Consider the following 23,287-nt stretch of genomic DNA (forward strand, 5'->3'; position numbering starts at 1 on the left):
CACAGGGGTTGTCTCTTGTTTTTTTCACTCAAAAAATCCTACGATAATTTTACACTATGGAGGAGGTTATTCTCCTCATTTTTTATTTCTAATTGTAAAATATTAGGCGAAAAATGCATTTTCGTTCCCCAAAATGACACTTTCGTTCCAAATTTCACAAATTTTGCTCTAAATATTGTATAATATTAAAAAACAGTTCAATCTTTTTGGGGGTATAAAAAATGAATTTTTTATGCCCACAGGAGGAACTAATTTCTTCATATGAGCGGTGTAGGGAAATTGGTATTGACCCTTCAATAACTCTGCCATTGGTGATATTAAATCAAGAAGATTTGCAAAAGAAAATACATAAAAATAAAGAACTCATAGAAGCTTTTCATATGAGTGTAGAAGAGGATTGGGTAAAAGGTGAATATCTATTTTTGCTTAGTGATTTTGAAGGATATTTATTGGACGTAAAATGCAGCACAAAAGAGAAAAAGTGTATAAAAGATTCAGGCTTTGAACAGGGAGTATCCTTTAGAGAAGAAAGCTGTGGTACAAATGCGATTTCAATGGCAATGCGATTAAAGAGGGTAGTGTATGTAAGACCTAAGGAGCACTACTGTGACATATTCAAAAAATGGCACTGTATTGCTTCACCTATAATGGTAGAAAATGGGAAATAGTAGGCTATGTGGATATATCAACCATTGATAAAAAAATTGCGGATGAAGTATCAATGGTAATAAAACTGCTAGCTGAGAAAATAGCAACTGAGTATGAAAAGATAGTAAAAGAAAAAGAGCTAAATGAGATAAAGATAAAATTAAATGACAGCCAGATAAAAATGCTGGCATTAGAGGCAAAAGGATATAGAGAATTAGACATAGCAGAAGCTCTTGGAATAGGGGTTGTGACTGTGAAATATCACAAAAGAAAAATAGTAGAGAAACTTGGGGTAAAGAATATCAAAGGGGCAGTAATAAAAGCAATTAAGTTGGGATTGGTAGATTTGGATTAAAATTTGAGACTATACTTTAGTATAATTTTTTTGCTTATTTATGTAGACCTTAACTGGAAATGTAAAAAAGACTATACTAAAATATAGTAGACAGAGTATAAATTTGGATATTATAATGGTAGTAGGAAAAATTTAGTATAAAAGGAAGGAGGTATATTATGGAAAATTTAAATGTTAACAAGAAAGAGAATGAAGTGATAGAAAGTGAAAATAAGAGAGACATAAAAAGAACGTTAAAAACGATCTATTTTCTCATCGCCGAGGGAGGGTTAGTGTGTCTTCTGGCAGTAGGGTTTAATACTTTGAAGATGGAATATAATTTTGTGTATGGAATACTGCTTGCGATTTTATCTTTTCCTGTTTTTGCAGGTGTTGTGTATTATCCTCTTAGGAAATACGCCAGTGAAAATTTGCAGTTTATTAACGCTTCCGTTGACGGATTTATTTCTGATTTAATATTGGTACTATCTTTCCTTTTCTTCATATTGATATTTAAGATTCCACTATTAAAATTGGGTTAAAAATATATAGGAGGCAGTGTTTATGTCTAAAAAAAGAATTATAAAAATTGTATTAGCAGTAATAATGGTCATAGGAGCTGCTTTTTTTCTCAGCTATATGATATTTTACAATCCATCATATTCATACTCAGAGGTATACAATAAATATTACAAAAACTTAAAAGATATCGATTTAGCCAAAGGATTGACTACTGAGCAAAAATTGGAAGATTTTGAATATCTATATAATACATTACAGAAAAATTATCCATTCTTTGAGGTAGGGAAAAGAAAAACGGGGTTTGACTGGCTGTCTCGTAAAGAAGAGTTTGAAAAGAGAATTAGAGAAACAAAAAATAATATTGAATTTTACAATGAGATAAAAAGAATGGTAACGCTTTTACAAGTTGCTCATGCTCGTTTAGTAAGCCCAGAGCTTTTTGAAATGTTTAAGAAAGCTCTTGATATGCCTATTACCGATGGAAAAATGAAAGAATTAGATCCTTTTCAAAATCCTATAATTATAAAAGATTATGAATACTGGAAGCAAAATATTAAAGAAACAACGTATATTTTGCCAATAGCTTTTTCATATATCGAAGGAAAGTACGTTGCTATACCATATAATAAGAATGAATCATTAGAGGGATATGGTATACCTGAAGGTTCAATTCTTTTAAAAGTGAATGAACTAACATCTGATGAATACGTAAAATCTTTGATGGATAAAACCTTTTTAAACTATGATTTCAAAAGAAATAAAATAGTAAAGTATAAACTTTACGTATTTGCTGATACCTTAGGAGATACAATAAAACTTACTTTTTTAAGCCCTAAAGGGGAGGCAATAGAAAAAACTTTAAAACCCGTTGAACTAGTCATAAATCAGAGTGCACTTGATAAAATGCCATTGGTAAAAAGTATATTGGTAAAAGACAAGGTAGCATATTTAAAGATACCAGCGATGAAAATATCACAGAAAGATATTGAGAAAGATGGAAAAGAAATATATAGCTTTTTTAAAGAAATTAAAAACTACCCTTATTTAATAATTGACATAAGAGGAAATGGCGGAGGCAACTTAGCGTACTGGGTGGAAAATGTAGTACAGCCTCTAATAGATAAAAAAATTCCTTATAAAGCGTATACGGTGGTAAAAAATTATGATATTAAGTATACAAAAACGCTTGATAAATTGCCCAAAGGTAAAAACTATCCTCCTGAGGTGAAAGATGATTTTGGATATTTCGCTGAAATTTCATATACAGTGACTCCAAAAAATTACGTGGGATTTAAAGGCAAGATATATTTGCTCACTGATGCAGGGGTTTATTCTGCCGCAGAAAGCTTTGCTTCATTTGCTAAAGCTACTAAGTGGGCAACTGTCGTTGGCACGCCTACCTCAGGTGGACTTGGTTTCAATCCAGACCATCTCATACTTCCCAATAGCGGGCTTATGGTGAGATATCCTAATAACATGGCATTAAACCCTGATGGTACGGCAAATGAAGAAGTAGGCACACAGCCTGATATTTATGTAGAAGAATCTTATGATGATTTCGTAAACTATCTTAGGGACAGAAAAAATATTGATGAAAATAATATTTTAAATATGGTGAAATATGACACAGTATTAAAGAAAGTTTTAGAGATGACTAAGTTGTTTATTGTAAAATAAAAATGGACGAAGTTGCAAAGAAAAATCCCCACTTTTGCAACTCAAAGATCCTCAGATTTGCAAAGGGTCATTGCAGGCATCTATAAAAACCATTATCCTTGTAGTTAGGGAAACTTAACTACAAGGGAGGATTGGAGGATGCTCACAATGACCCAAATAGATGATATCAAAAATTCGTTCTTTTTTAAAGGGTTAAATATCAGTGAAATAGCAAGGAAATTTAAAGTTGACCGGAAAATAGCATTACGGTTTTGAAGTTACATTTTGCAATCCAAATGCCGGGCATGAGAAAGGAAATGTAGAAAACAAAGTAGGATATCACAGGCGTAACTTTCTGGCAGAATTTTAATATTATATCCTCACTCTTCCTTATCATTTTGATAGTCGATATGTTTTTGCTTTTTCAAACCTCTCTTTTACATACTTATAGAAAAAGTCACAAACATCTTCTTCTGATTTAAAAGTTTCTATTGTTTTCTATTTCCCTTTTCATTTTGGTTTAGCCAAAAAACAGAACCAGCAAGAAAATTGTCATAGTATGTCCCAATGTATTTGCAGTATATTTTCTTTTATCAACTTTTCTTTTAATTCTTTCAAATTTATATTATCCTTCCACCTTTCTTATTGCGAAAAACATTAGTAATTTGGTATAATTTTAACATAAGGTTATAATTATGCAATGTTAGGAGGAATTGTATGAAAAAATTCTATTGGTTGTTAGGTTTTCTTGGTTTTATTGGCTTTTTAGGATTTTTTAAATCTTATATGTATTTTGCATTTTTTGCTTTTTTCTCTAACTTTTTTACTAGTCGATATATTAACATTTTACAGGATAAACAACTTCAAAACAAAATGGCAGAAGCTCATTCGATCAGTTTTGTTGTGACTAGTTTTTTCTTATCATTCATGTTAATAATGCTGATATTCAACGTAAGTTATGAGATTTTTAAAGCTACATTTTGCATTATTTTTGCTTTAGTTTTTATTATAGATTCGTACTTACTTTATAAATACACAGGAAATAATCAAAAATAAAACTCAGACCTCTGTTTTATCATTCTATAACAGAATTGTCAATTGGTACATAATTAACCTATGGGAGATGAAAAGAAATTACTCCACTACCTGCTGCAATATTTTTATGATTTTGATTACGCTTTAAGTGTTAGAAATATAAAAGGGTAATAAGGTATAATTATGTTAAGTGTAAGTTAAATTTTACTGTAGATTGGAAATAGAAGAAGGATTTTAGGGAATTTTGTAGAATTTATAGTATTGTATTCCATCGGTTGTTTTTTTATTGTAGTTTGAGGGACTATAATTTGTATAAATTTTACATAAACGGAGGATGAAAATGGATAGTATACTTTCTGTAAAAAATCTAAAAAAGTATTATGGCAAGGTAAAAGCAGTTGATGAAATTTCTTTCAATATGTATCCAGGTGAAGTTGTAGGGCTTATAGGTCCAAATGGTGCGTGTAAAAGTACTACTTTAAGGATTTGATGGGAGTGAGAGCTATGTCAAAAAAAAGAGAATATTATTACATAGGAAAGAGAAGAGATACTGATATATGGGAAATTATGCTTAAATATGGTGTACTTTCAGCATCTCATTTTGAAGTTCGATTTCCTGATGATCCGACAATGACACTTTCTGAAGGAAGAGAAGAATTTCTTGGGCTACCTAAAATTTCTGTGGAGCCATGGAGTGGTATGAAGGGAGCTATTGCTGTAAAAGGGGAGATGACAAAAGAGGCAAGAAAATTATTCTTACAAATTATAGAAACCAGAAGAATAAGGCTTTGGGATTTTATACTTTTTAGGGATGGAAGAAAACTTCTATCAGTTTCAGATTTTGATGACCGCATTGTGACGGAGAATTTTGCTAAAGAATTTATGGAAAAACTCTTTCTTACTTGGTTTGAACCTATTCCAGAACCGGAAATTAAATCAGAGAAAATTTCAAAAGATTTTCTTGAAGAAGTCAGTCAAGCGATTCAAGAAGCATTATCTAAATTGGTACTAGACCTAGAAAATGATAAAAATTGAAGGTGAGGGATTGGTTTTGGTAGAAGTAGATGGACTTACTAAAGTGTTTAAAAACATAAGAGCAGTAGACAATTTAAGTTTTAGAGTAGAAGAAGGAGAAATATATGGGCTTTTGGGTGAAAATGGTGCTGGTAAAACCACAACTTTAAGAATGCTTGCTACAATGTTAAAGCCTACGAATGGGACAGCCATTATAAATGGAAGAGACTTAATAAAAGAACCAGAAGAGATAAGAAAAGAAGTTGGGATACTTTTTGGAGGAGAAAGCGGTTTATATGACAGGCTTACTGCAAGGGAAAATATACTTTATTTTGCAGAGCTTCATGATATGGATAAAAAAGAGGCTAATAAAAAAATTGATATATTAGCTCGTAAATTTGACATGATGGAATTTATTGATAGACTAGCAGCGAAGCTTTCAAAAGGAATGAAGCAAAAAGTAGCAATTTTAAGGTCAATAATACATGACCCTAAGGTGATGCTTTTTGATGAGCCAACGTCAGGCCTGGATGTAGGTTCAGTAAGAGAAGTGCACGACTTTATAAGGTTTTGTAAAGAAGAAGGAAAGACAATCATTTTCTCAAGCCACAGCATGTCAGAAGTAGAAAAACTTTGTGACAAGATAGGTATAATACATAAAGGGAAACTTATAGAGGAAGGGACTATAGAAGGTTTAAAAGAGAAATACAAAACAGACAATCTTGAAGAATTATTTATGGAATTGGTAGGTGAGAAAATTGAAGTTTAAGCATGTATACATAGTTTTGAAAAAAGAATTAAAGGACATTTTTAGAGATAAAAAGACATGGATTGTCACAATTTTACTTCCTGCCTTGTTTATTCCTATAATGATGTACATAGTTATAGGTGGAGCAGAAAGCATATCAGAACAAAAAATAAGCGATACAAAAATAGCAATTATAGATGAAGGAAATAATCAAAAATTTGTAAATTATTTAAAATCGACGGGAATAAGTATAATAACGGATTTGCAAAATCCCAAAGAAAGTCTTGAAAAAGGCGATATAAGGGCAATTCTTATTATACCCTCTGACTTTGGTAAAAATATAGAAGAGGGCAAGAACGCTGATTTAATAATTCAGGTAGATATGGCAAATATGAAATCTTCAAATGCAGAGAATATGATAAGAAGTCTTATAAAAGAATATGCGAATAATATTGTAAAAGAAAGACTTATAGCAAAAGGGATAGATCCTAAAATATTAGATCCAATTGAGGTAAAAACTGAAAACATAGCTTCACAAAGTAAAATGGCAGGTTCTTTTTTAGCATTCATTGTACCAATGCTTTTGACTTTATGGACAGCAACAGGAGGTATGGGAGCAGCTGTTGATTTGGCAGCAGGTGAGAAAGAAAGAGGTACGTTAGAACCTTTACTTACGACTTCTGCATCAAGGCTTTCTATAATGGCAGGCAAATACTTAGCTGTAACAGCCATGGCGCTTCTCAGTGCTGTTGCTTCACTTTTGGGACTTTTTGCATCTTTTTCTTTGAATAGAAACATGGCATCTTTAAATGCCGATTTTAAAATGAGTACAATAGCAATAATTGTCATGTTCATAGCTGCCTTTTTTACAGCGTCAATTTTTGCTGCACTGGAGCTTGCTTTAAGTGCATATGCAAAATCTTTTAAAGAAGGGCAGACATATATTTCACCTTTAATGTTTATCGCAATAATTCCGGCATATTTGGTTATGTATAAAATGCCAAATGAAATACCTATATCTTATTTTGCAATACCTGTATTTGGGACTATTTCAATATTTAAAGAATTGCTTTATGGAATTATTAATATGACACACATAGGTATATTTGTATTTTCATCAATGATATACGTGGCTATTAGTATATATATAGCAGCACTAATGTTTAAACAGGAATGGGCATTATTTAGGGTGTAAAAACTTTTATAAATTAGCAAATGTAAGTGAAACAAACACTGGGGACGGTTTACTTCATCTGTTTTTTCATATGAAGTGAACCGTCTTTTATGTTTTAAATTGTAACCATTTTGTAACCAAAATTTAAGGATTTTTTAATAAATTTTAACATTTAAAGAGGTATAATGGGAAAAAGGGAGATGCAAGGAGGGTAAAGAGATGAAAGAAAATGAGGTGGAATTAGCTTTTATTGGGTATGTAGCTAAATTTGTTAAGTTATAATCTGTAAAGCTTAAAAAGAAATATCAAGAAGTAAAATATAGGGAACTTTTAATATTGGATACACCAAGAAATAATGAAGAAAGCGAGAGTAAAGAAGAGGTAATTGATAGCATAACATACAGTTATATCTCATTTGAGGATAAGGTAATAGATAAATGTATGCTTTCAAAATATAAAGAATTACTTGAACCAGAGGAATTTAAAATACTACTGCTAAACATTATAGAAGGAATACCTCAAAAAGAAATTGCAGCAATGTTCAACAAAACGCAGTCCTGTATAAGTAAAATGAAGAAAAGGGCTCTTAGAAAATTGGAAGAATTCATAAAGGAAGTTTGAAACTATGGAAGAATGTGAAAGGCTTTTTGCAGTTATTTTGAAAGCAAAACAGGGGGATAAAGAAGCTATAGAGGAAATAATAAAGCGCTTTGAGCCCTTGATAATGGATAGTGTAAAAGGTGTAGATGAAGAAATAGAAGAAGAATTAAGGCAGGACATAGTAGAGATTATAATAAAGGCAGTAAAAAAATTTGAGATAAAATGAAAATAAAATTTTAGATCATGGAATATTTTTTAGAAATTTTAGCTTTTATATAGATAGAGCATTCCTGTAATGAATAAAAAATAAGGGAGAATGGACTTTGAAAAAATAAGTACCTCCTGATAAAATACAGAGTGTAAGTTTAAGAACTTACCTCGAATTATCAAAATAAACAGGAGGTACCTAAAATGAAGTATAAACAAAATGAAAAGATTTTGCAAGTAACGGGAGACACATTAATTGCGGGAGTAGACATAGCAAAAGAAAGCCATTATGCCAGAGCATTTGACTACAGAGGAGTAGAATATGGGAAATACCTGAGATTTGAAAACAATAGAGAAGGTATGACAAAATTTCTTAACTGGGCAAAAGACTTGATGGAGAGACATAAGAAAAACAAACTAATAGTAGGGATAGAACCGACAGGGCAATATTGGCTGTGTTTTGCCCAATACCTTAAAGACAATAACATAAAGGTAGTATTGGTTAATCCATTTCATGTAAAGATGAGCAAAGAATTAGATGACAATTCTCCCACAAAAAGCGATAAGAAAGACCCAAAAACAATAGCAATGCTAGTAAAAGACGGGAGATATGTAGAGCCGATAATACCTGAAGGAGTATATGCAGAATTAAGGGTAGCGATGGGCATAAAAGACAGGTTGAACAAACAAATAGGGATGACAAAAAATCAAATAACAAGATGGTTGGACATATACTTTCCAGAGTTTAACACCGTATTTTCAGACTGGGAAGGGAAAGCAGCACTTATCACATTAAGAGAATTTCCAACGCCTGAGAAGATAGCAAAAAAGAGTGCTGAAGAAATAATATCGATATGGAAGAAAGAAGTACAAAGAGGGGTAGGAGAAAAAAGGGCTATAAAGCTGATAGAAACTGCTAAGGAGAGCATAGGGAAGAAGCAGGGCATAAAGATGGCGGAATACGAGATAAAGACTCTCATTGAACAATACGAATTTTTAAAAAAACAAATTGAAGAAATAGAGAAGAAGATGGAAGAATTAATAGTTGAGATACCAGGGGTTAAAGAACTACTAGAAATCAAAGGGATAGGAGTAAACACAGTAGCAGGTTTTATTGCAGAAGTAGGAGATATTGAAAAATATGAACATCCAAAACAGATACAAAAACTAGGGGGATTAAACCTAATAGAAAATAGCTCTGGTAAGCATAAAGGAGAAACGACAATAAGTAAAAGAGGGAGGAAGCGATTGAGGAGTGTGCTATTTAATGCAGTAATGGCCTTGGTCGCAAAAAACGAAGAATTTCGTGAACTACACAAATATTACACCACCAGAGCGCAAAACCCGCTAAAAAAGAAGCAATCACTAATAGTATTGTGCAACAAACTGATAAGGATATTTTATGTCATATTAAAGAAAGGAGTAAAATATGACCCAATCAAGATGATGAAGGACATAAAGAGGCCAGGCTTACAGGAAGCTGCATAAAAAGTGCCAACATACTATCAAATCAATTAAGGGTTAATCATCTTCTCTTCAGCTTTAACTTAGTCACATCTAAAGAGCTGACCCTTAAGAAGAAATTGATTTTTATGAAAAGCGAAAGTGTGAACGATGTGACATAAAAGGTAAAAGAAGGAATAAGACAAAAACAACCAATCAAGAGATGGGATATTGACAACAAGAGCGGGAATTGTCATAAAAATAATCACCATACGGGCAAAGACCCTGCAATGGAGCAGAAATGACATCCACCTCATGGCAGGTAGAACGAAGGAATTAAGGACTAAGATCCAGTGAGACATGGGAGGGTAAACCCCATGAGATAAGTGGAGCTATCCCGCCATAATATGGAAATAGGATATGAGGTTTATTAAGCTTACCCATTTAATGGTTAGATAAGTAAGAAATGGTAATATAAGCCATGAGATGCTCTTGTTGTGATGAGAAAATTAAAGAAAAACTAAGATATTAAGAGAAAATAAAAGATAATAGAGGGAGGGGGAAATAAAAAAGTGGGAGGTGAAAATGTTTATAAAACGTTCTCCGTAAATAAAAGATGAGGGAGGAAGGTGATAGTATAAACATCAAACGAATAATATTTTATGTACTATTGATTGCTGTGATATTAGTGGCTTTTGTGGGTTATGATTATTATAATTACAATAGAAGGAATGTATTTTTATACAATACTAATAAAGCTCCTGATTTGAATTATTCTACACAAAGTAAGAATTTTAAAATTTATACTCTAATTGAGGTAGGAAAGAAATATCAATTTTCTGGCAATGAAACTTCTGAATGGGCTAAAAATGCAAAAGAAGCTCAAGAGTCTAATAAATATACTTCTTTACAGTATAGAATCATAATAGAAAATATTAGTGATAAAGTTATAAAAGACTTTAAAGCACAAGCATTTGTTGACGAAGGATTGCAGCCTTACATAATGTCCGGGATATTATATTTCGGTACTCTAAATCAGCAGAAGATAGATTTAAATGTGAAAAATAATGAGAAGATGGATTATATGACAGAAATTAGTCGGTTTACCTGGTTGCCAAATATAAATCAAATTGATGTGAAAGATAGGGAAAAAATTTTGGAAGCCATTAAAAAGCCTATAAAACTCATAATTAAGTGGAGGGATGGAGAAGAATATTTACTTTTAGAAAATGCCGAAGTAAAGATATATTGTCAATAGATGAATAAAATTTGATACTTAATGAAAATGAAATGTGATAGAAATAAATAGAAATTAAAGTAATAATAGTTAAATGTAAAGGGGGACTCAAAATTGAAAAAGAATATTAAATCATGGACTATTTCTTTAATTTTAATAACTTCACTGATCTTAAATTTATATTCAGTATAAAACAATCCAAAAGTATCAAGCCCAAATGGACAGTATTAACGATTATTTTTTAAGTGAATTGCGCTTCTTAAGTCAAAATATTGAAGAATTTAATGGAAGCGTAGAAGATTTGGTGATTTTTAGTTCTATAACCGGCTCTGTGTATGCTTTATCATTAGCATGTAAAGTTAATGGATTTTATAAAAATCATTTGCTTGTGTCAGAAGTGTTTACAGAATTGAATAATATGTTTTGGGGTGCACCAAAATGGTTGGACAAAATTAAGGAAAATAGATATGAGTTAGGTGAACTTTTAAAAAAATTACTTGAGAACTCGAATGACAAAGAAAGTCAGGAGAAGCTTTTCCAGTTAATAAAAAAATTGAGGGATAATAGAAAACAGCGGGAGAGTCCCTTTTGTCTTTTTAGACAAAAGGGACTCTTTACTTTTGTGTGATGAATAAGTTTTACTTGAGTTTTAGTTCAAGTTTGTATATTATGGTAATAGGTTGTTCTTTTTCTACCTTTAAGAAAGTTTAATAAAATATTTGGAGGGATTGCCTTGAAGAAAATGTTTGTAAATAAAAATGGGCAAATGCGTTCGGGCTGGAAAATTGCTATTTTGATAGCAGGAACTTTTGTCATCACATTGTTATTTGCGTTTTTAGCTTTTTTAATAATTGGTTTGATAGGTAAGTACTCAGAATATACAATGCATAAATTGCTTCTTTTATTGATGGTGGGAGAAGAGCGATTTTATCTTTTCACTACTATAAGTTTTTTGTCTACATTAATCATGATAGCTTTAATGCTAAAATTTATAGATAAGAAAAAATTTAAAGACATAGGCTTTACTTCTCTAAAAGATGGTTATAAGGACTTGGTAGCTGGATTTTTAATTGGAGCTTTTTCCATTGCAATAATTGTTTTGATACTTTACATAATAGGGGCTGTAACAATCGAAAGAAATAGTAATATAAGTGCTTACTATTTACTTGGTGGCATGTACGCTTTTATTCTTGTGGGTTTGGAAGAAGAGCTCATGAGCAGAGGATATTTTATAAATGCGTTAAACCAGATGGAAAGGCCGTGGGTTTCTGTTTTGATTTCTTCCATTATTTTTTCACTTATGCATATTCTAAATCCTAATATAGTTTTTCTTGGGCTTTTAAATATATTTCTTATAGGTGTTTTGTTTTCCTATATGTATCTAAAAACAGGGAATTTATGGATGCCGATTGGATATCACATATCATGGAATTATTTTCAAGGTTACATATTCGGGTTTAATGTAAGTGGCAATGCTATAAGAGGTATTTACAATGCTTTTCCGAAAAACAATTTTCTCTCTGGTGGGGACTTTGGACTGGAAGGTGGAATAATTGCTACTCTTGTTATTTTAATTACTTTTTTAATACTGTACTATTATTTTGAAAGATACAGGAAAGTGCAAGAAGTAGAATTGGGATAAAAAGAAGGGATAGCAGTGAATATTGACGAAAGAGTTTTAGGTATAGACGGTGCTTGTGGCGGATGGGCTGTAGCTACTTGTAAAAATGGGAAGGCTTTTGTGCAATTTTTTAAAAAAATTGAGGATGTATGGTATTTTTACAGGGATAAATTAGAACTTGTTCTTATTGATATTCCCATTGGTCTTCCTCATTCGGAGAAAAGGTATAGAAGCTGTGATGAAGAAGCAAGGAAATTTCTTGGGCATCCTCGCTCTTCCAGTATATTTTCTCCTCCCTGTAGAGAAGTTTTTGAGGCCAGAGATTATAAAGAGGCACTAGCTATAAATAAAAAGATTTTGGGGAAAGGGTTGTCAAAACAGGCCTGGAATATTATTCCTAAAATAAAGGAAGTGGATGAATTTATAATTAAAATTCCGGAAGTGGTTAAGTTTTTAAAAGAATCTCATCCAGAGGTGGCGTTTAAAGGATTAAAAGGTGAGGTAGCAAAATTTAGTAAAAGAGATGAGGAAGGGTATAAAGAGAGAATGGAGTTTTTAAGAATACTTTTTAGAAAGTTTGACTGTGAGATAGTTGAAGATAAAATTAAAGGCTTAAGAAGAGACGATATAGTGGATGCTTTGATTTTACTTGCAACAGGGATTTTGGCTATTAAGAAAGAGGGAAATATATACTCTTTCCCTACAAATTTTAAAGAAAAAGACCTTTTGGGGCTGCCAATGGAAATTTTCTTTGTAAAATTTAGCAGGTTAAATGAAATTTTTATAGAATAAATATTATTGTGAAAAAGTTTAAAGAGGGGGAGCAAGATGGCAGAGAATTTTGACGGTTTTTCTATAAAAGGGGAGGATGGGGCAGATATATATGTTCATTTGTGGGAGCCGGAAGAAATTTACAGAGGTATTATTCAGATATTTCATGGAATGGCTGAACACGGGGGAAGATATCAAAATTTTGCCCGTTATATGAATGAAAAAGGATTTGTAGTATGTGCCGATGACCATAGAGGTCACGGGAAAACAGCAGGGAGCCTGGATAATGTAGGTTACATAGGAAAAGATGGCTTTAATAAGATAGTAGAAGATGAATATCTGATAATGAAGTTTTTGAAAGAAAAATACGGAAATCTTCCCATTGTCATATTTGGACATAGTTTTGGATCTTTTGTGGCTCAAGAGTTTATGATAAGGTATGGCAAAGAAGTTAATGGCGTTATATTGAGCGGTTCCTCTGCAGTTAAGGAATTGCCTCTTAGATTTGGTTATGCTTTGGCTTTTATTGAGAAAACACTTTTTGGTGAGAAAAAGAGGAGTAAAGTTTTAGATAGACTTACATTTGGAAGCTATAATAAAAGGATAAAGGGCGATAGCTTGAGCAAATTTGAGTGGCTCTCAACAGATAAAGAAGAAGTTAAAAAATATGAAGAAGACCCTTACTGTGGGGGCGTCTTTACAGCAGGATTTTTTTATTATTTCTTTAAAGGACTTTTAAATCTGTATAAGCCTCAAAGGTTACTGGCAATACCAAAAGATTTGCCTTTATTTATAATTTCTGGAGAAGAAGATCCTGTAGGTGAGTATGGTAAATTAGTAAAGAGGCTCTATGAGCTTTACAAAAGTATAGGATTAAAACAAGTGAATATAAAGCTTTATCCAGGGAAAAGGCATGAGCTTCTCAATGAAGTAGAGAGGGAAAAGGTTTATGAAGATATTCTTACATGGATTGGAAAGAGAGTATTAAATTACTCGCAGTAAGACCATCAAAAAGGGCATTATAACGACACTGGATATTGTTGTATATGTGATCATACTTGTGGCAAATTCATAATCTGCTCCGTAAACTCTTGCTATAATTGCAGAGTTTACCAGCACAGGCATTGCTGACATTATGACAAATACATCTCTCATAAGCTTTGGTACTGGAATGAATATGTTTAGAAGCAATACGAAAGCAGGAGTTATTAAAAATCTTCCGACAAAAACTAAAATGGCATCTTTGTCAAGTTTAAATTTATCAAAACCCATTTCATGAATGACTATGCCAATGTAGAATATTGATAAAGGAGTAGTGAGGTTTCCAATCATTTTAAAGCTTTCAAAGAGAAATTTTGGGAGAGAAATATTTTCAAGTACAAAAATTACTCCTATTATAAAACCTAAAAGAGGAGGGTTGAATATTCTCTTTACAGTATCCCAGTTTAATATATTTTTTTCATTTTCATTCACATCTTGTATAATGCTATAAGCTCCTAAAGTCCACAGTATTGTTGTATTTGCCATGTAGTATAAAAGGGCATAAGGTGTTGCTATATCTCCAAAAAGAGCTTGAGCCATAGGGAGCCCAACAAAGATAGTATTTGAAAGAGAAAATATCACTACGAACACACCTTTTCTTCCCTTTTTTATTTTAAAAATTTCAGCAAATATGTAGGCGATGACATATGATAGGAGAATAGATAAAAATGGGATCAAAAGTCCTCTTACTGAGTGTTCCAATTGTTCTTTAGAAAAAGTTGTGGAGATGTTTATTATCATATTAAGAGGTAAAGATACGTTAATTACAAGCTTTGCAAAAAGGTCTGCTGTAAAACTGTCAAACCAGCCTATCTTAGATAAATAGTATCCCAGAGCCAGTATGAATACAATTATTAAAACTCCTTGGACTGATGAAAAAAAGACTTCCATTAAAAAGTCACCCCTTAGGAGAAAAAGATAAAGTTTACTTCTTTAGAATAGCACAAAGGAGTGCAATTTTCAAATAACACATAATTAATTCCGTTTTATGGAAATTGTATTAATAAAAATTTAATAATTTGTAACCAATTTGTAATATCAGATAGACGAAATAATGGTATAATGAGGATAGAAATATTTTGGAAAAGAAAATATTAAAAGGGGTTGAGTGCTGTTGAAAAAAGTTTGATGTTGTTTATTAGTGCTATTCTAATGGTGTCATTTTTTACTATAATTGCTTTTGCAAATAGCACAATCAAATTAATTGTAAATGGTAGTGAGATTAAACCGGATGTGCCACTGCAAATTATCAATGGAAGAACAATGGTGCCTATTAAGTGGATGGCTGAAGCTCTAGGGGCAGAAGTAGAATGGGATAAGTAGAACCAGAAAGATATCCTGAAGGTTCGGTGGTTTCGAGTAGGTATTTTATTACCAAATTGGATTGGATTAAAGGTAAGACTGAATTTATACCTAATTAAAGAGAAATATTGTCTGGGTTTAAGAAAGTTTCAGAGAAAAAGTTTTCTTGAATGGGTTATATACCATCAATAGATATAGGGAATTGGGCTTATTGTAGCTAAAGGCTAATAAGATATAACAATCAATATCGTAATTTTAATATTAATTGTTTCTCTTAACTCTTATTGATGATGCTAGAAAGATATAGATGATAAATTTTGAAATTAATGAAAACATATATTTTAAGACAAACGGTAAAATGTCAAGGGGGTAATTAAAAAATTTTTGAGGCATTTAAAGGGCAAAAAGACAAAAAAATACCCTTCTTCCAACATGCCAATAAATGGAATTGGAAGTTCCAAAATAGAGTTCTTTATTAATTTTTAACAAAAGAGTATTTAAATACTAACAACACCTCTTTCTTGATATATTTGACCTTTGCTGAGCATTGCAAAGATCAGAGGGATTAATCTTCTAGCAGTTAAGACGAGGGCACGTTTATGTTGGTGTTTAGGTACCTCGCGATACTTCTTGTTGTAGTACTCTTTAAACCTCACTGTGTGCACCCTAACACAGTTAGCGGCTTCAACAAGATAGTATCGCAGGTACTGATCACCACACTTAACCAAAGAAGTATCCTGGGCATTGAAATTACCAGACTGGTATTTATTCCAGATGAGGCCGGCATACTTGGCAAGAGCAGCTTCATTATTAAACCTTTTGATATCTCCAATTTCGGCGATGATACCAGCAGCAAGGACGTCCCCAATGCCGGGGATAGTAGTTAGAGTTTGATTAAAAGCTTTAAGCTGTCTTGATATCTCGCCGTCAAGCTTTTTAAGTTGGGATTCAAGGAAGCGAATATTTTCAAGTGTCATAGAAAGAGCTAAGTCGTTTGCTTCAGCAAGATCAGGGTGAAGCCTGTAAGCTCTGTTAGCAGCAGCTTTTAAAGTTTTGGCGATTTGAGTAGGGTCTGAGAGTCTGTTATTGCCGTTTTTCACAATAAAGTCGATAAGGTTATCAAGAGGCATGGAAGCAATATCATCAGGAGTAAAATTTTCAATGATAGCTAAGGAAGCTTTACCAAATATGTTGCTAAAAGGGCACTCTGAAGGATAGGTTGAGAACTTGAAGGAAATAAGGTTTAGGGCGCGATTTTTTTCGCGGACCAGACTGCGGACAATATGATAACGCATGCGAGTGAGTCTTTGCAGTGCAGCGTATCTTAAATCTGGCAGCGGAGTTGGTTTGACTTGACCAAATCTAACACATTCAGCGATAACAGTTGCGTCAACAGAATCTGTTTTAGGGAGATGGATATAAGCACCCTTGAAAGATTTAATGATAGAAGGATTGATGACGTAGAATAGAGGATTAAAAGGAGCAAGTTCAGGAGAAGAAGCCAGGAAAGTATGCAAATGCCAGGCATAGTGTGAAGTAGCTTCCATGCCAAATTTAATGGATGAAATATTGAACTGTTGAGCAAGAGAGATAGTGAAATCTATAAGCTGCTGAGCGCCATCTAAATCATTGGGGAAGAATAAAGCTTTTTTAACTAAGCGGTTACCGGCCTCATCAATAAAGGAAGCAGCATTTAATTCGCTAGAGATATCAATGCCCACAATAAGTGTAGAGCTCATGGATAAATTCACGCTCCTTTTTGCAAAAAGTTTTTTGAAGGTCCTTTGTCTCTTAAGTTTTTGTAATACACCCTCGCCGTGATTAGTGCTCAGATTTAGCTTATAGGGTGCCTGACCATCGATGCTCAAGCGATGGACAGATAAGCTAAAGAGGCACAACAAACGAGTATGTATTACTCAAATAACTCCAGAGGTTCAGTCTTTGCCGAGTGGTAATGCTGCTTTACCAGCATGCCACAGGAGTGAGTCAAAAATACCTCAGTAAACTTAAAAGGGACCTTCTACTTTTAAGTTTATCAGAGACAAAGGACCATTTAAATAAAAATGAGAAATTTAATTATGAGATTGTTTTACCAGGGTAAAAATGGTTTTTAAGGATTTAATTTGTGTGTTTATTATTAAATTTTTAATGTGGATTACAATCATATTATACGAGGAGTTGAGTGCTATTGAAGAAAAGTTTGATGTTGTTTATTGGTGTTATTTTAATGGTGTCATTTTTTACTATAATTGCTTTTGCAAATAGCACAATCAAATTAATCGTAAATGGTAGTGAGATTAAGCCGGATGTGCCACCGCAAATTATCAATGGAAGAACAATGGTACCTATTAAGTGGGTAGCTGAAGCCCTAGGGGCAGAAGTAGAATGGGATAAACAGAAGAAAATTGTTAAGGTCTCTTTTGACAAAAAAGTAGAAACAGATTTGATTAGCAATTATTTGAGGACAGCTGAAACTTCAAAACATTTTGTAGAAAATTTTGCCCATGCTTTGCAAGAACGAAATGGAGCTGTGGCCCGTTTATTTTTAAGTCCTGAAATTAGGGGGCAAATAAAACCTGAAATAATAGGTCCATCTACACCAGTGACAAAAATAGAAATTAAAGAAGTTTCTTATAGTAATTATTATTGGATATATGATGTTAAGGCATATTATGGTCCTTATGATAATAATTCACCAACATTAGCTTTTGAAGTAAAGTTGACAGTAGAACCAGAAAGATATCCTGACGGTTCGGTGGTTTCGAGTAGGTATTTTATTACCAAATTGGATTGGATTAAAGGTAAGACTGAATTTATACCTAATTAAAGAGATTAAACAAATTCTTGCTTAATCTCCTATAGTTTAAACATTATGAAAAGCGCCACAAAACATACGCTCCTCCCCAAGGAGTGCTACCGTTGCAACCATATGGAATGCCGAGTTGAGTAGCTAAACCATCTGAAATATCAATGTCCGCACGATAAATTCCATAATTTCCGGTATTCCAATAAGGATCATTAGTTCGCCACGGTCCAACATCAAGTATTTGTGATTTTTTAAAAGTGCCTGTAGAAGAAGTGGAAATATATATACTTTTATTACATAGTCCAGTTGCAGGTAAAGCAACAAATATACTATTTGGTGGCAAACCATTTGGTACACATGCTGTTTGTGCTCCATAAGAAAGTGTCCCATCACAATTTGTATGAAATTCTATAGAACCATAAACATAGAAGTAAACTGCTATACGAATGGGAAGACTTTGAAGACCGTCAATGTCACGTGCTATTATGTATCTAAAGGGATTGGTTCCATAAATGATTGTAAGAGGATTACACCATACTGTAGCTTGTCCATTCAAAGCTTGTGCTGACCCGATTTGATAGGGGTAATTTCCTTTTCCATCATCTGCATAAATGTTAACAATTTTATTATAGCTAGTATCAACGTTACCGTAAACATCATATGCTGTTATAATTACTCGAAAAGACTTTTTTGCTGTAACATTCCATTCATTTTGAGGATCTGCATTATGATTTGGACCAGTAGATATTTTTAGTAAAGTTGCCATTCTTTATTTCCTCCTTAATTAAATTATTTTTCGAAGGACTAATCGGCCGATTTACCCTTCTACTTATTAAAGAGAGTTTTATATGCTAATTTACAACCCATCTAAAAAATCTTCTCCTAAAAATTCTCTCATTTTTTTAATGCTCTTTTCTTTGTCTTATTTACTGCCTGCTGTGAAATATGGAGCTTTAAAAGTTATTTTATAAGCAAATTATTAAGAAAAATTAATAAAAATTTAATAATTTGTAACCAATTTGTAATATCAGATGGACGAAATAATGGTATAATGGTAATATGAGTAGAAACATTGGATGCTTGGGTGAAAGATTAAAAAGTTTTTAAACCAGTAATTGGGGGGATAAGATGAGAGGAAGATATTTTTTAATTTTTATCCTTGGAATAATAATTGGCGTATTGATATCCCAGGGATTTACAAAATATACAGCTAAGGAGACTATGGCGAAAAATATTCAAAACATTGACTTGGCAAATCCAATTTCTCAAAAAGAAATTTTGAAACAATTAAAGGACAGTCCATCTTTTGATATGTCACAAATACCCGTTTGCGGTTCTGATATTTATGGAGGGATATGGAAAGATTATGGGGTTAATTCTGCTTCATTTGATGATTGGAAATTACCTAAAGTGTGGCAAAAATATATTTATTCTCAAGATGATAAAACAGACCCTACATCTATTAACAATGATTCCAATGATAAGTTTTTGTACATAACGCTTCAAGGAGTTGTTTTCTTATATTTTCCACCTGACGGTAGGTATTGGCCGACTGTGCCTATGTTTGGTGATATACCACCTGGTTCAGTAATAGTTGCACAGCATGTTCCTATAAAACCTGCTGTTGAATCAGGTATAATACCTGTATATCATGGGCAAGCATTTATAAAGGGTTATCCTTTGCCTGAAGGATGGAAAAGAGCATTAAAGTAAATGTAACAATTTTTTATTAAATAGGGACTGATAAAGTTACAGTCCCTCTTTAATAAATATAATTGTGAGAATCTTGCCAACCCGAATTTATTACAATATTAATTAGAGATTGTCCAGGCTGCGTATCTGTTCCACTAAAATAATGACCAGCATCCCATTCAGATGCACCAAGAGCTTCTAAAACAGAATATAGAGCTTGATGTTCATAATATGTCAATTGTTGAGGAGTTGGGAACTCAGGAATATCATTTAATCCATAATGTGTTACGCCTTGAGCTGTTACTGTATTTCCATTATCATTTTTTACTGTTGCTGTTTTTCCTCCCGCTTTATAACCGATGTTATAGAACGTTGAAAGTTTAGTTGGAAAGCCAAAAATGTCTATATGACTGCCATCATTGTAATAATTCATTTGTTTTATATAAGCTTGCACACCGTCGTTTAAAGTACAAAATATAGGAAATGTATTTCCAGTACTACCTCCACAATATCCACTCACACATATTCCACTTGGAGCCCATGTTTGAAATGCAGGATTTTTTATTGGTATTCCCCATTCTTGATACCAATGAGCTAATATTGCAGCAACGGGCAATTGTAAGGAGCGTGAAGCTGTTTGTGCATAACTTAAATAGTTGTTTACAAAAGTTGTATAATTTGGTTTTGGGTTTGTTGGGCAAGTAGCCATAAAAATCTACCTCGCTTTTATTATTTTTTCGAAGGACTAATCGGCCGATTTACCCTTCTACCTATTAAAGAGAGTTTTATATCCTAATTTACAACCCATCTAAAAAATCTTCTCCTAAAAATTCTCTCATTTTTTTCAATGCCCTTTTCTTTGTCTTATTTACTGCCTGCTGCGAAATATGGAGCTTTAAAGCTACTTCCTTTTCTTTTTCCCCATATAAAATCGTTTCAATTATTATTTCTTTTTGCAAAGGAGTTAGTTTTTGCAGTGCTTCCTCTATTGCAAGCTTGGTTTCTATATTTTGAGTATTTTCATCGTCACTGCTAATAATTTCTTCATCTTCAACGGGAATCTCTTTTTCCTTAATCTTCTTATATTTTTTATAAAGTCTTATGTATTCATTTTTCATACCTTTTGCGATATATGAGATTAATTTTTTATCATTTATATTGAGCATAAAAATCACCCTTTAAGTTTAGTAATTGTTTTCAAAAGCCATAGTAATAGATCCTCTTCAGCACCATCATATTCGAGCTTTTTCTTGTATTTATTGATTAGAGGTTTAAATTTAGCGATAATTTCTAATAATATTTTTTCATCTTTTTCCTTTGGTTTTATACTGGTGAGAGATTTATTTTTCAATTTAATCACCTTCACATGGGAAAAATCACCTTCTATATATTAAAGAGCTATTTTTAGTATAAAAAACAACCTATTGAAAGAAATTTTTTACAAGTAAAAGTTAAAGTCCAAGGTTGGTTAATAGTTGGTACTAACTATTATAGCAATATTCTCCAAAGAATTTATTAAGGAAAATTAAGATAAGTTAATAAAAATTTAATAATTTGTAACCAATTTGTAATATCAGATGGACGAAATAATGGTATAATGAGGATAGAAATATTTTGGAAAAGAAAATATTAAAAGGGGTTGAGTGCTGTTGAAAAAAAGTTTGATGTTGTTTATTAGTGCTATTCTAATGGTGTCATTTTTTACTATAATTGCTTTTGCAAATAGCACAATCAAATTAATTGTAAATGGTAGTGAGATTAAACCGGATGTGCCACCGCAAATTATCAATGGAAGAACAATGGTGCCTATTAAGTGGATGGCTGAAGCTCTAGGGGCAGAAGTAGAATGGGATAAGTAGAACCAGAAAGATATCCTGACGGTTCAGTGGCTTCGAGTAGGTATTTTATTACCAAATTGGATTGGATTAAAGGTAAGACTGAATTTATACCTAATTATTAATAAAAGAATACGTTTATATTATCATTCATTTTACAATTGGGTAGGTATATAATGTTTAACCTATTAATCAAAAAGGAGTTGAGTTATCTTGAAAAAGTTTTTCGTCTTTTTGGTTGTGTTTGTTCTTTTTTTAGCTGGCTGCAATAATAATCTTAGTGATTATGAGAAAAACAATAGTTCGGGTTCAGAAACTGTTTCAAAAATTAAAAGTGAGGAAGAGCAAGCTGCTTCTCATATTAATCCTAGTGCTCCTCAATTCATTTTTTATAACGGCAACAGTACAACTGCCTGGGTCAATCAGTTTATTTTTACTAGCAATGGGGAGATAAAAGAACAATCTCCTTATGGGGATAAGACATACATAAAACTTAAATATTTGAAAGATGGCATTATAAAAACAGCAGATTTAACAGAATATGCGTTGCAGTATAATTTATTTGATGGTGTGGAGTATATTACAGCTTCTTCAGAAGGCAAATACATTGTTGTGCAATTTTCCTCAGATTTACCTATAAGTATTATTGTAGATACAGATACAAACAATAGTAAAATACTTTGGTATAATGAGGCAAAGCATGAGAGTATGATGAGTATTTCTTTTAATCCCAATAATGAAGATGAATTCGCTTTTTTGCCTTCTGCAGATATAAAAGGACCAGATGGGGCTCATACATTAAAAATCTATAATTTAAACAATAACTTAACAAAAACAATTGGAGAAATAAAAGAAGAGAAAATTTCTATGAGCAAAGCTTTAATAAAATGGGATGGGGATAAAATATTTGTCATGATACCAGATGGGAAACATGTTTTTAGCTTTATAGTTAAATAAAAGTAAAAAAATAGGGCCTAAAGGAAAAATGAATTGGTCAATTTTCCTTTAGGCCATTTACATCGAAACCTATTTATCCGAGATTTTCACTAATTATCACAGTACCATGACTTTCACCATCTGCATTTATGATATTTACTAACGCAGCTTGGTCATTATCATATACTCTTATACATCCATTTGTTGGATATAATGGTGGTTCATAATCAGCCCTTCCCCCGTGTATCATAAATCCACTTCTACCATAAGTATGTTCTGCAATATATGCATTTCCGCTTATGGAAGTTAGAGCTATTCTTGGATTAGGACCATAAACTTCAGGATCACCAATTCCATCTATTGTAGCATCCCAGGTTCCTGTCGGAGTGTTACCGTTAATATATTTCCAACTATCTGGGGAGTCTGGATATGTTGTTCCCCTACCCAAACAAGGGCATCTATATCTTTCAATATATTTACCGGATATGGTAGAATATGTCCATAGTCTTAAAACTCCTTCTTTATACCTATCTTTATATAGGTCAATCGTTATTTTCCACATTTTAGATTTCCTCCTTTTTCTTTTATTTTTTACTTTCAAAGGACTAATCGGCCGATTTACCCTTCTACCTATTAAAGAGAGTTTTATATGCTAATTTACAACC

At 32.5% G+C, this 23,287-nt stretch carries 26 protein-coding genes and 2 pseudogenes; 21 read left to right on the top strand and 7 right to left on the bottom strand.

Features of this window, described 5'->3' with window-relative positions:
* Window positions 1-221: 221 nt before the first annotated feature.
* From TTE_RS14125 to TTE_RS02005, 16 genes and pseudogenes are all read left to right on the top strand, one after another.
* Window positions 222-1,003, top strand: a pseudogene (locus TTE_RS14125) (LuxR C-terminal-related transcriptional regulator).
* Window positions 1,004-1,161: 158 nt separating this feature from the next.
* Window positions 1,162-1,524: a hypothetical protein gene (locus TTE_RS01940; RefSeq protein ID WP_011024846.1), complete on the top strand. Its 363-nt coding sequence runs from the start codon at window positions 1,162-1,164 to the stop codon at window positions 1,522-1,524.
* Window positions 1,525-1,546: 22 nt separating this feature from the next.
* Window positions 1,547-3,181, top strand: a complete 1,635-nt coding sequence (locus TTE_RS13280; RefSeq protein ID WP_011024847.1) for a S41 family peptidase — start codon at window positions 1,547-1,549, stop codon at window positions 3,179-3,181.
* A 765-nt stretch (window positions 3,182-3,946) separates the two neighbouring features.
* The gene (locus TTE_RS01950; RefSeq protein WP_235619558.1) at window positions 3,947-4,216 is read left to right on the top strand and encodes a hypothetical protein; all 270 of its coding nucleotides are present in this window, start codon (window positions 3,947-3,949) and stop codon (window positions 4,214-4,216) included.
* A 319-nt stretch (window positions 4,217-4,535) separates the two neighbouring features.
* Window positions 4,536-4,679, top strand: a pseudogene (locus TTE_RS13405) (ATP-binding cassette domain-containing protein); the annotation flags it as partial.
* A 20-nt stretch (window positions 4,680-4,699) separates the two neighbouring features.
* Window positions 4,700-5,230, top strand: coding sequence for a hypothetical protein (locus tag TTE_RS01955; protein WP_011024850.1), 531 nt, complete (start codon window positions 4,700-4,702; stop codon window positions 5,228-5,230).
* A gap of 16 nt (window positions 5,231-5,246) precedes the next feature.
* Window positions 5,247-5,978: an ABC transporter ATP-binding protein gene (locus TTE_RS01960; protein ID WP_041587270.1), complete on the top strand. Its 732-nt coding sequence runs from the start codon at window positions 5,247-5,249 to the stop codon at window positions 5,976-5,978.
* A complete protein-coding gene (locus tag TTE_RS01965) occupies window positions 5,959-7,152 on the top strand; it encodes an ABC transporter permease (RefSeq protein WP_031314328.1) in 1,194 nt (397 codons plus the stop codon). The genes TTE_RS01960 and TTE_RS01965 overlap by 20 nt, the downstream gene beginning before the upstream one ends.
* A gap of 315 nt (window positions 7,153-7,467) precedes the next feature.
* Window positions 7,468-7,752, top strand: a complete 285-nt coding sequence (locus TTE_RS01970; RefSeq protein WP_011024853.1) for a sigma factor-like helix-turn-helix DNA-binding protein — start codon at window positions 7,468-7,470, stop codon at window positions 7,750-7,752.
* Between the two features lie 4 nt (window positions 7,753-7,756).
* The gene (locus TTE_RS01975; protein WP_011024854.1) at window positions 7,757-7,957 is read left to right on the top strand and encodes a helix-turn-helix domain-containing protein; all 201 of its coding nucleotides are present in this window, start codon (window positions 7,757-7,759) and stop codon (window positions 7,955-7,957) included.
* A 185-nt stretch (window positions 7,958-8,142) separates the two neighbouring features.
* The gene (locus TTE_RS01980; RefSeq protein ID WP_011024548.1) at window positions 8,143-9,426 is read left to right on the top strand and encodes an IS110 family transposase; all 1,284 of its coding nucleotides are present in this window, start codon (window positions 8,143-8,145) and stop codon (window positions 9,424-9,426) included.
* A 643-nt stretch (window positions 9,427-10,069) separates the two neighbouring features.
* Window positions 10,070-10,639: a hypothetical protein gene (locus tag TTE_RS01985; RefSeq protein ID WP_193328916.1), complete on the top strand. Its 570-nt coding sequence runs from the start codon at window positions 10,070-10,072 to the stop codon at window positions 10,637-10,639.
* 196 nt (window positions 10,640-10,835) lie between these two features.
* Window positions 10,836-11,246, top strand: coding sequence for a hypothetical protein (locus tag TTE_RS01990; protein ID WP_011024856.1), 411 nt, complete (start codon window positions 10,836-10,838; stop codon window positions 11,244-11,246).
* Window positions 11,247-11,360: 114 nt separating this feature from the next.
* Window positions 11,361-12,260, top strand: coding sequence for a CPBP family intramembrane glutamic endopeptidase (locus TTE_RS01995; protein WP_041587271.1), 900 nt, complete (start codon window positions 11,361-11,363; stop codon window positions 12,258-12,260).
* A gap of 15 nt (window positions 12,261-12,275) precedes the next feature.
* A complete protein-coding gene (locus TTE_RS02000; RefSeq protein WP_009610558.1) occupies window positions 12,276-13,031 on the top strand; it encodes a DUF429 domain-containing protein in 756 nt (251 codons plus the stop codon).
* 36 nt (window positions 13,032-13,067) lie between these two features.
* Window positions 13,068-14,012 (top strand): alpha/beta hydrolase, encoded by a 945-nt coding sequence (locus tag TTE_RS02005; protein ID WP_011024858.1) that lies wholly within the window; start codon window positions 13,068-13,070, stop codon window positions 14,010-14,012.
* Here the strand turns inward: TTE_RS02005 and TTE_RS02010 are convergent.
* On the bottom strand, window positions 13,995-14,942 hold the full coding sequence (locus TTE_RS02010) for an AEC family transporter (RefSeq protein WP_011024859.1): 948 nt from the start codon (window positions 14,940-14,942) through the stop codon (window positions 13,995-13,997). The two genes, TTE_RS02005 and TTE_RS02010, sit on opposite strands and share 18 nt — an antisense overlap.
* Window positions 14,943-15,179: 237 nt before the next feature.
* Between TTE_RS02010 and TTE_RS02015 the strand changes: the two genes are divergently transcribed.
* Window positions 15,180-15,374 (top strand): copper amine oxidase N-terminal domain-containing protein, encoded by a 195-nt coding sequence (locus TTE_RS02015; RefSeq protein WP_050724069.1) that lies wholly within the window; start codon window positions 15,180-15,182, stop codon window positions 15,372-15,374.
* Between the two features lie 476 nt (window positions 15,375-15,850).
* On the opposite strand, the gene TTE_RS02020 is transcribed toward TTE_RS02015, so the two are convergent.
* Window positions 15,851-17,092, bottom strand: coding sequence for an IS110 family transposase (locus TTE_RS02020; protein ID WP_009609769.1), 1,242 nt, complete (start codon window positions 17,090-17,092; stop codon window positions 15,851-15,853).
* 464 nt (window positions 17,093-17,556) lie between these two features.
* Here TTE_RS02020 and TTE_RS02025 point away from each other — a divergent pair, with 464 nt between their 5' ends.
* Window positions 17,557-18,180, top strand: a complete 624-nt coding sequence (locus TTE_RS02025) for a copper amine oxidase N-terminal domain-containing protein (protein ID WP_031313889.1) — start codon at window positions 17,557-17,559, stop codon at window positions 18,178-18,180.
* Window positions 18,181-18,223: 43 nt separating this feature from the next.
* Here TTE_RS02025 and TTE_RS02030 read toward each other — a convergent pair whose 3' ends face one another.
* The gene (locus TTE_RS02030; RefSeq protein WP_011024863.1) at window positions 18,224-18,925 is read right to left on the bottom strand and encodes a hypothetical protein; all 702 of its coding nucleotides are present in this window, start codon (window positions 18,923-18,925) and stop codon (window positions 18,224-18,226) included.
* A 362-nt stretch (window positions 18,926-19,287) separates the two neighbouring features.
* Here TTE_RS02030 and TTE_RS02035 point away from each other — a divergent pair, with 362 nt between their 5' ends.
* Entirely contained in the window at window positions 19,288-19,872 is a 585-nt protein-coding gene (locus TTE_RS02035; RefSeq protein WP_011024864.1) for a hypothetical protein, read from the top strand.
* A 49-nt stretch (window positions 19,873-19,921) separates the two neighbouring features.
* On the opposite strand, the gene TTE_RS02040 is transcribed toward TTE_RS02035, so the two are convergent.
* The 3 genes from TTE_RS02040 to TTE_RS02050 all read right to left on the bottom strand — a co-directional run bounded on the left by TTE_RS02040 (window position 19,922) and on the right by TTE_RS02050 (window position 21,211).
* The gene (locus tag TTE_RS02040; protein ID WP_011024865.1) at window positions 19,922-20,560 is read right to left on the bottom strand and encodes a hypothetical protein; all 639 of its coding nucleotides are present in this window, start codon (window positions 20,558-20,560) and stop codon (window positions 19,922-19,924) included.
* Between the two features lie 88 nt (window positions 20,561-20,648).
* Window positions 20,649-21,017 carry a sigma-70 family RNA polymerase sigma factor gene (locus TTE_RS02045; RefSeq protein ID WP_011024866.1) on the bottom strand — a complete coding sequence of 123 codons (369 nt, stop codon included), beginning with the start codon at window positions 21,015-21,017 and terminating at the stop codon, window positions 20,649-20,651.
* Between the two features lie 5 nt (window positions 21,018-21,022).
* Entirely contained in the window at window positions 21,023-21,211 is a 189-nt protein-coding gene (locus TTE_RS02050; protein WP_226990181.1) for a hypothetical protein, read from the bottom strand.
* A gap of 283 nt (window positions 21,212-21,494) precedes the next feature.
* On the opposite strand from TTE_RS02050, the gene TTE_RS02055 reads away from it, so the two are divergent.
* Together TTE_RS02055 and TTE_RS02060 are read left to right on the top strand one after the other, a co-directional pair.
* Window positions 21,495-21,710: a copper amine oxidase N-terminal domain-containing protein gene (locus TTE_RS02055; RefSeq protein ID WP_011024868.1), complete on the top strand. Its 216-nt coding sequence runs from the start codon at window positions 21,495-21,497 to the stop codon at window positions 21,708-21,710.
* 189 nt (window positions 21,711-21,899) lie between these two features.
* On the top strand, window positions 21,900-22,643 hold the full coding sequence (locus TTE_RS02060; RefSeq protein WP_011024869.1) for a hypothetical protein: 744 nt from the start codon (window positions 21,900-21,902) through the stop codon (window positions 22,641-22,643).
* Between the two features lie 73 nt (window positions 22,644-22,716).
* Here the strand turns inward: TTE_RS02060 and TTE_RS02065 are convergent, their stop codons facing one another.
* Complete coding sequence (locus tag TTE_RS02065; protein WP_011024870.1) at window positions 22,717-23,184, bottom strand: L,D-transpeptidase; 468 nt, start codon at window positions 23,182-23,184, stop codon at window positions 22,717-22,719.
* Window positions 23,185-23,287 lie beyond the last annotated feature (103 nt).

This window comes from Caldanaerobacter subterraneus subsp. tengcongensis MB4 (assembly GCF_000007085.1).
In the GTDB taxonomy this organism is placed as follows: Bacteria; Bacillota; Thermoanaerobacteria; order Thermoanaerobacterales; family Thermoanaerobacteraceae; genus Thermoanaerobacter; species Thermoanaerobacter subterraneus.

Bases quoted from the DNA above. Each gene is read 5' to 3' on its own strand.
- TTE_RS01940 (WP_011024846.1), top strand. From the start codon at position 1,162: ATGGAAAATTTAAATGTTAACAAGAAAGAGAATGAAGTGATAGAAAGT.
- TTE_RS13280 (WP_011024847.1), top strand. From the start codon at position 1,547: ATGTCTAAAAAAAGAATTATAAAAATTGTATTAGCAGTAATAATGGTC.
- TTE_RS01950 (WP_235619558.1), top strand. From the start codon at position 3,947: ATGTATTTTGCATTTTTTGCTTTTTTCTCTAACTTTTTTACTAGTCGA.
- TTE_RS01955 (WP_011024850.1), top strand. From the start codon at position 4,700: ATGTCAAAAAAAAGAGAATATTATTACATAGGAAAGAGAAGAGATACT.
- TTE_RS01975 (WP_011024854.1), top strand. From the start codon at position 7,757: ATGGAAGAATGTGAAAGGCTTTTTGCAGTTATTTTGAAAGCAAAACAG.
- TTE_RS01980 (WP_011024548.1), top strand. From the start codon at position 8,143: ATGAAGTATAAACAAAATGAAAAGATTTTGCAAGTAACGGGAGACACA.
- TTE_RS01990 (WP_011024856.1), top strand. From the start codon at position 10,836: ATGGACAGTATTAACGATTATTTTTTAAGTGAATTGCGCTTCTTAAGT.
- TTE_RS01995 (WP_041587271.1), top strand. From the start codon at position 11,361: ATGTTTGTAAATAAAAATGGGCAAATGCGTTCGGGCTGGAAAATTGCT.
- TTE_RS02005 (WP_011024858.1), top strand. From the start codon at position 13,068: ATGGCAGAGAATTTTGACGGTTTTTCTATAAAAGGGGAGGATGGGGCA.
- TTE_RS02010 (WP_011024859.1), bottom strand. From the start codon at position 14,942: ATGGAAGTCTTTTTTTCATCAGTCCAAGGAGTTTTAATAATTGTATTC.
- TTE_RS02015 (WP_050724069.1), top strand. From the start codon at position 15,180: ATGTTGTTTATTAGTGCTATTCTAATGGTGTCATTTTTTACTATAATT.
- TTE_RS02020 (WP_009609769.1), bottom strand. From the start codon at position 17,092: ATGAGCTCTACACTTATTGTGGGCATTGATATCTCTAGCGAATTAAAT.
- TTE_RS02025 (WP_031313889.1), top strand. From the start codon at position 17,557: ATGTTGTTTATTGGTGTTATTTTAATGGTGTCATTTTTTACTATAATT.
- TTE_RS02030 (WP_011024863.1), bottom strand. From the start codon at position 18,925: ATGGCAACTTTACTAAAAATATCTACTGGTCCAAATCATAATGCAGAT.
- TTE_RS02035 (WP_011024864.1), top strand. From the start codon at position 19,288: ATGAGAGGAAGATATTTTTTAATTTTTATCCTTGGAATAATAATTGGC.
- TTE_RS02040 (WP_011024865.1), bottom strand. From the start codon at position 20,560: ATGGCTACTTGCCCAACAAACCCAAAACCAAATTATACAACTTTTGTA.
- TTE_RS02045 (WP_011024866.1), bottom strand. From the start codon at position 21,017: ATGCTCAATATAAATGATAAAAAATTAATCTCATATATCGCAAAAGGT.
- TTE_RS02065 (WP_011024870.1), bottom strand. From the start codon at position 23,184: ATGTGGAAAATAACGATTGACCTATATAAAGATAGGTATAAAGAAGGA.